This window comes from Frankia sp. AiPs1 (assembly GCF_023716945.1).
GTDB lineage: Bacteria > Actinomycetota > Actinomycetes > Frankiales > Frankiaceae > Frankia.
This window is the reverse complement of record NZ_JAMQQF010000304.1, coordinates 1-6,999: the sequence shown is the minus strand read 5'-3', so window position 1 is coordinate 6,999 and position 6,999 is coordinate 1. Positions and strand designations below refer to the sequence as shown.

The following is a 6,999-nucleotide window of genomic DNA, read 5'->3' as shown; positions in this document are numbered from 1 at the left end:
GGCCAGGACGGTGATGCCGGCGCCGCGGGCGGCGGCGAACGCCTGGTCGTAGGCGCGCATCGCCTGCGCGGTCCAGGACGATTCGGGGCCGCCCCAGCTGATGCTGATCGCCGCCGGGCGGGGGGTGGCGGCGGCGGCCGCGTTGATCGCCGCGAGGAAGCCGGCGTCGGTGTTCGGCGCGAAGTAGACCACCTGGGCGGCGCCGGGGGCGACGGCCCCGGCGACCTCGATGTCGAGTAACACCTCGCCGTCGGCGCCGTTCGGATCGCCGCCGGGGACGTTGGACGCGCCCTGCACGCCGACGGCGGACACCGCCGGGGTCGGCAGGTCCAGCCCGCCGAAGTAGGTGTCGAGGTCGGCCTGGCCGAACCCGCCACCGAGCTCGATGACCGCGATGGTCTGGCCCTCGCCGGTCCCGGCGGGGAAGTCGTAGGCCCGCGCGACCTGCACGGCGCTCAGGCCCTGCCGCCCGGACACGGCGGGCTGGAAGCGTGGCCGGGCGGCGGGACGTTCGTCGAGGCCGAGCACGGCCACGACGCGGTCGTCGAGCTCGTCGGGCAGGCCGACGGTGCCCTCCCGGCCACGGATGGCCCGCCCGCCGGAGTCGTAGAGGGCCAGCGGGGTGTCGAAGGCGGTGCGCGCGCTGGCGGCGGGACCCCGCAGGCGGACGGTGCGGGCGGGCTCGTCGACCTCGGCGACGTCCAGGCCGGCCCGCCCGGCGAACGCACGCACCGCGGCGACGTCGGCCGGGTCGGCGCGGAAGTCGTCCGCGGCGGCGGGGCGAAGCACGACCGTGACATCGATGGGCTGATCGTCGGGAACCGGCCCGACGGGCGTCCCCAACGATGGTCGGTACGAACCCTGAAGGCGGCCCATGAATCCTCCTGACCTGTGGCAATCGACCGGAGACCGGCATTCGGCGCGCATGCGTCATTCCCCTGCTGCGGCGCGTACACCGTCGTGCCACCGATCGGGGCCCGAACGGCCCGAAGGTGCCTCCCGCCGGCCCCTTGCCGCCGCCCGGCCATCTCCGGAGGATGGGAACGGGCGCCGCTCCGATCCGTCACGCACAGCGAGCGCGCACGCAGCCGGGGGAGACCGATGAAGAAGGTGTTCGAGATCTACATCCGCACCACGCCGTGCCGTCTCTGGACTGCGATCACGGCGCCCGACCGGAGCGTCACCCGTGACCTGGGCGCGCGGGTGACCTCGGACTGGACCCCCGGTTCCGACTTCGAGCTGCGCCACCCGGGAACCGGCGCGCGGCTCGGCTCCGGCGTCAACCTGGAGGTTGTGCCGCCCCGGCGGCTGGTCCAGCGCACGGTCGCGCTGTGGAGCGACGACGTGCGCGACGCCGGCATCACCCGGGTGACCTGGGCCATCGAGACCGTGGGCGACGCCTGCCGGCTCACCGTGGTGCACGACCAGATCCGCGACGGCGCCGACCACGACCTTTACAGCGGGTGGCCCGCGACGCTGTCCAGCCTCAAGGCGCACCTGGAGACCTGCCGGTCGTGGGCCGATCTGCCGGTGTCCGTGCGCTAGATCTCCGGCGCACCGGATCTTCCGTGCGCCGGATCTCCCGTGCGCTAGATCTCCACGGCGGCCTCGGCGAACTGCGACTGGTAGAGCCGGGCGTACGCGCCGTCCGCGGCGAGCAGGCCGGTGTGATCGCCCTGCTCGACGATCGCCCCGTTCTCCATCACGAGGATGGTGTCGGCGTCGCGGATGGTCGACAGTCGGTGGGCGATGACGAAGGCGGTCCGGCCCGCGCGCAGCGTCGACATCGCCTGCTGGATGAGGACCTCCGTGCGGGTGTCCACCGAGCTCGTGGCCTCGTCGAGGACCAGGATCAGCGGTTCGACGAGGAACGCACGGGCGATGGTGATGAGCTGCTTCTCGCCGCCACTGACGCCGGTCCCCTCGTCGTCGAGCACCGTGTCGTACCCGGCCGGCAGGGTGCGGACGAACCGGTCGACGTGGGCGGCCCGGGCCGCCGCCACGACCTGCTCACGGGTGACGCCCTCGGCGCCGTAGGCGATGTTCTCGGCGATGGTGCCGCCGAACAGCCAGGTGTCCTGCAGCACCATGCCGATCTGGGCGCGCAGCCCGTCGCGGGTCATGGCCGCGATGTCGACGCCGTCGAGGGTGATCCGCCCCGAGGTCACGTCGTAGAAGCGCATCAACAGGTTGATCAGCGTCGTCTTGCCGGCTCCGGTGGGGCCCACGATCGCGATCGTGTGGCCCGGCTCGGCGATCAGCGAGAGGTCCTCGATCAGCGGCTTGTCCGGCTTGTAGCGGAACGCCACATGCTCGAACGCGACCCGGCCGCGCAGCCGCTCGGGCCGCGCCGGCGCTACCGGGTCGGGCTCCTGCTCGACGGTGTCCAGCAGGTCGAACACCCGCTCCGCGGAGGCCACCCCGGACTGGAGGAGGTTCGCCATGCTCGCGGCCTGCGACAGCGGCTGGCTGAACTGGCGCGAGTACTGGATGAACGCCTGGACGTCGCCGATCGTCAGCGCCCCCGAGGCCACCCGAAGCCCGCCGATCACGGCTACCAGGACGTAGTTGATGTTGCCGATGAACATCATCGCCGGCTGCATGAGCCCGGAGATCGACTGCGCCCGCCAGCTCGCCGCGTACAACTCGTCGTTGTACTCCTGGAAGGTCCGCGCCGACTCCTCCTGACGGCCGAACGCACGGACGAGGGTGTGCCCGGTGTACATCTCCTCGACGTGGGCGTTCAGCCGGCCGGTGATCTTCCACTGGGCGACGAACTGCGGCTGGGCGAGCCTGCCGACCCGCGTCGCCACCACAACCGACAGCGGCACCGTCACCAGCGCGATCAGGGCGAGCAGCCAGGAGATCCAGAACATCATCGCCAGCACGCCGAGGATGGTCAGCCCCGATACGACGATCTGTGACACGCTCTGCTGGAGGCTCTGGCCGAGGTTGTCGATGTCGTTGGTGACCCGGCTGAGCACCTCCCCGCGCGGCTGGCCGTCGAAGTAGCGGGTGGGCAGACGCGAGATCTTGCGCTGCACGTCCTCGCGCAGCCTGCCGATCACCCGCTGGATCGCCAGGTTGGTCAGGCGGGCCTGCAGCACGCCGCAGATCCCGGCGAGGGCGTAGATGACGGCAACCCACAGCAGCACCGTGCCGATCGCGCCGAAGTCCATTCCGCGGCCGGGGGTGACGTGCAGCGAGGCGAGCAGGTCGGCCTGGGTGCCGTGCCCGGCGGCCCGCAGCGCGGCGACGTTCTGCTCCTTCGTCGTCCCGGCGGGCAGCCGCCGGCTGAAGATCCCCGCGAACACCAGGTCGGTGGCGTGGCCGAGCAGCCGGGGCCCGGTCACGGTGAGCCCGACGCTCACCGTCCCCAACCCGACGGCGACCGTCAGCAGCAGCCGCTGCGGCCGCAGCAGGCGCAGCAGCCGCCGGCTCGAGCCGGCGAAGTCCGCGGACTTCTCCGCGGCCCCCTGTCCGCCGAGGAATCGCGCCGGTCCGGCCACGGGGGCCGGGCCGCGGCGCGGCGCCGGGGTGGGAGCGGTCCCGCTCACGCTGCCTCCTGCTCGGTGAGCTGCGAGAGCACGATCTCGCGGTAGGTCGGGTTGTCGGCCATGAGCTGGTGATGGGTGCCCACCCCGACCACCTCGCCGCCTTCCAGCACGATGATCTGGTCGGCGTCGCGGATGGTGGCCACCCGCTGGGCGACGATCACGACGGTGGCATCGGCCGTCTCCCGGGCCAGCGCCGCCCGCAGGCGGGCGTCGGTGGCGTAGTCCAGCGCCGAGAACGAGTCGTCGAACAGGTAGATCTCGGGGCGGTGGACCAGCAGCCGGGCGATGCAGAGCCGCTGACGCTGCCCGCCGGAGACGTTCGTGCCGCCCTGCGCGATCGGGGCGTCGAGCCCGGCCGGCATCGCCTCGACGAACTCCTTCGCCTGCGCCGTCTCCAGAGCCTGCCAGAGCTCGTCGTCGGTGGCATCGGGCTTGCCGTAGCGCAGGTTCGACGCGATGGTCCCGGAGAACAGGTAGGGCCGCTGCGGCACGACGCCGACGGTCCGCGCCAGCACGGCGGGATCGAAGTCGCGCACGTCGACGCCGTCGACCAGGACGGCGCCCTCGGTCGCCTCGGCCAGCCGCGGGACGAGGCCGAGCAGGGTCGTCTTCCCGCTGCCCGTGCTGCCGATGACGGCGGTGGTCTGACCGGGGCGGGCGGTGAGGCTGACGCCGCGCAGCACCGAATCCTGCGCCCCCGGGTAGTGGAAGCCCACCCCCCGCAGTTCCAGCAGGCCGTGGGCCCGCAGCTCGCGCACCGGATGAACCGGTGGCCGCAGCGAGGAGTCCGTCGCCAGCACCTCCTGGATGCGCTCGGCGCAGACCTCGGCGCGCGGAATCATCATGAACATGAACGTCGCCATCATGACCGACATGAGGATCTGCATGAGGTAGCTGAGGAACGCGGTCAGCGCGCCGATCTGCATGTGGCCCGCGTCGATGCGGTGCGCCCCGAACCAGAGCACGGCGACGCTGGAGAAGTTCACGACCGTGAGCACGAGCGGGAACATCAACGCCATCAGACGGCCGAACCGCAGCGAGACGTCGGTCAGCTCCGCGTTGGCCACCCCGAACCGCTGCCGTTCGTGGTCGTCGCGGACGAAGGCCCGGATGACCCGCAGCCCCGTGATCTGCTCGCGCAGGATCCGGTTGACCGTGTCCAGCCGTTCCTGCATGGCCCGTCCGAGCGGGCGCATCCGCCGCACGATCAGCGTGATGATGACCGTGAGGATCGGGACGATCACCACCAGAAGCAGCGACAGCCCGGCGTCCTGGTTGATCGCGAGGATGATCCCGCCGATGCACATGATCGGCGCGGAGACCATCAGCGTGAAACTGAGCAGCACCAGCATCTGCACCTGCTGGACATCGTTGGTCGCCCGGGTGATCAGCGAGGGAGCACCGAAGCGGCCGACCTCGCGAGCCGAGAACGCCTGCACCCGGTCGAACACCGCCCCGCGCAGGTCCCGCCCGATCGCCATCGCCGTGCGCGCGCCGAAGAAGACCGCCGCGGCCGCGCAGACGAGCTGCACGATGCTGACGCCGAGCATGAGCCCGCCGATGCGCAGGATGTAACCCGTGTCGCCGAGCACCACCCCGTGATCGATGATGTCGGCGTTCAGGGTCGGCAGGTACAGCATGCCGATCGTCGCGACCAGTTGCAGGGTCACGAGGATCGCGATGGGCCGCCGGTAGCGGGCGAGATGCGCCCGCAGAAGTCGGATGAGCATGCGGTCCCTCTCTTGCAGCGGCGATACCCGGTCGACCAGGGCGTCCCGCCTTTCGTCGCGGGGACGCCGAGCAGGCCTTCCACCGTCATGACGGCCACGACGGGCGGCGACCCCCATGATCCGCCGCCGGCTGCCTGGACGACGGGACAGCGGTCGCACGCTCCGCCTGACGGCAGGTGACGTGCCATGGACGCGTGGCGACCTTACGGCCTCAACCCAACGTCAGGTCAAGGCGTTTCCGATCGAGCCCCACCGCCTCGCCGACCATCGGCCGTGGCCGGCCGGCCGCCGGCCCCGCGCGCTATGCCCAACCACGACCAGCCACGACCACCCGCGACCGGTGGCGACCGGCGCCCACCGAATTGCCGCCGGCCGCCGGGGTGGACGGCATTCCGGACCGGGATTCATGGGCCGGCGGCGTTTCCCGGGCCACTTTGACGGCCGGCGATACCCCGGGATCCACCCGACCGTTGCGAAGAGCGATGATGATCGCCGCCGGGGCCGGATCACTCCGCATGCTCACGACCGGCAGGCCCGACGGCCGCGTACCGGGTCCGACGGCGGTCGCCGATACGCGACTTCGCCCCGTGCCCCCCGACTCCGCCGACGCCGTTGTCGAGCCAACAGACTTCGGCGTAGTGACGCGACGAGCAATAATTATTCCGGCTCGGGAGCACCCGGCCAGCACAGTTGACACCCGAGCGTGGGCGCGCGTAGTCGTAGGTGCGCAACCACCGGTCCGTGGCGGAAAGGAACCGATAGTGTCAGGGCGAGCTGCGCGTCGACCGATGCCCGGGGCGCCGCCCCCCGGGGGGACCGGACGCCGGTGACCCGTAGTGACGTCGCAGGGAAAATGGAGGCCGACGCCAGTTCGCTCGCAGGCGCACCGTCACTACAATCGGATGGACTGTCGATGACTCTTTCCGGTGCTCGCCCTCGAGGACCAAGACCCGAACTCGAGAACACCAGTCAGCTCACGCTGCTGCATCATCTTCACGAACTTAACCACCCTTATCGGGTGAGTTACGAGATGGTGGTGCGGAAAGTCTGGTCCGACAGCGAGGACATCAAGATCCGGCGCGCGCGGGCACGCGATCTCAGCCGTCAGTTCCGGGGCGAGAAGCAGATCGACTGGAACGTCATCGAGAACTACGTGGAGCTGCTGTACCCGGAGGATCAGTCGCAGCGGGTGGCGCAGCTCGAACGGTGCCGGCCGCTGCATCTTGAGGCGTTCGGCCCGCCGGGCGACCCGGACGCCGACCAGGTTTCGGACGGGGCCGTCGATCCGGCCTATGTCGCCGATCTCGAACGGCAGCTCGTCGAGGCCCGCATGCGTGCCGCCTTCGCCACCGCACTTCTGGTCATCGTCCGTTCCGAGAACGCGGTGCTCCGCGGGAGGAACGCGCACTTCGGCTGGTTCCAGACCCGCGGGCCGGCCGAGGATGGCGAGCAGGCGCCGGCGGCGCCGACCGAGTCCGGGGATCCGGTGACGGCGCCGATCCCGCGGCGGCAGGGCCACCGCAGCGGTCATCACCACCGCCGGGACCGGCCGATCGTCGCGTTCAGCGAGCTCCTCGCCGAGCAGCCGAGCGCCGTCCGCTGGAGCGCGCCGGGGCCGCTGCCCTACCCGGCGGCGAGCGCTCTGCACTCGGCCCCGACCGGCCCCACCCCCGTGATCGAGGCGCTCCAGCGCCGAGCCCAGGAGGCGACAC

5 protein-coding genes are annotated in these 6,999 nt (G+C 71.4%); 2 read left to right on the top strand and 3 right to left on the bottom strand.

Translation table 11 applies throughout. The features are described from left to right. Positions 1-876, bottom strand: an 876-nt coding sequence (locus ND748_RS21330) for a protease pro-enzyme activation domain-containing protein (RefSeq protein ID WP_251747761.1), incomplete at its 3' end; no start/stop codon positions are given. Between the two features lie 225 nt (positions 877-1,101). Between ND748_RS21330 and ND748_RS21325 the strand changes: the two genes are divergently transcribed. Continuing rightward, positions 1,102-1,545 carry an SRPBCC domain-containing protein gene (locus tag ND748_RS21325; RefSeq protein ID WP_251747760.1) on the top strand — a complete coding sequence of 148 codons (444 nt, stop codon included), beginning with the start codon at positions 1,102-1,104 and terminating at the stop codon, positions 1,543-1,545. A gap of 44 nt (positions 1,546-1,589) precedes the next feature. On the opposite strand, the gene ND748_RS21320 is transcribed toward ND748_RS21325, so the two are convergent. After that, a complete protein-coding gene (locus tag ND748_RS21320; protein WP_374215992.1) occupies positions 1,590-3,557 on the bottom strand; it encodes an ABC transporter ATP-binding protein in 1,968 nt (655 codons plus the stop codon). Further along, positions 3,554-5,287: an ABC transporter ATP-binding protein gene (locus tag ND748_RS21315; protein WP_251747759.1), complete on the bottom strand. Its 1,734-nt coding sequence runs from the start codon at positions 5,285-5,287 to the stop codon at positions 3,554-3,556. The genes ND748_RS21320 and ND748_RS21315 overlap by 4 nt, the downstream gene beginning before the upstream one ends. 913 nt (positions 5,288-6,200) lie before the next feature. On the opposite strand from ND748_RS21315, the gene ND748_RS21310 reads away from it, so the two are divergent. Beyond that, on the top strand, positions 6,201-6,999 hold a 799-nt coding region (locus tag ND748_RS21310), incomplete at its 3' end, for a hypothetical protein (protein ID WP_251747758.1).

Coding starts and splice junctions, on each gene's coding strand:
- ND748_RS21315 (WP_251747759.1), bottom strand. CDS start 5,287: ATGCTCATCCGACTTCTGCGGGCGCATCTCGCCCGCTACCGGCGGCCC.
- ND748_RS21325 (WP_251747760.1), top strand. CDS start 1,102: ATGAAGAAGGTGTTCGAGATCTACATCCGCACCACGCCGTGCCGTCTC.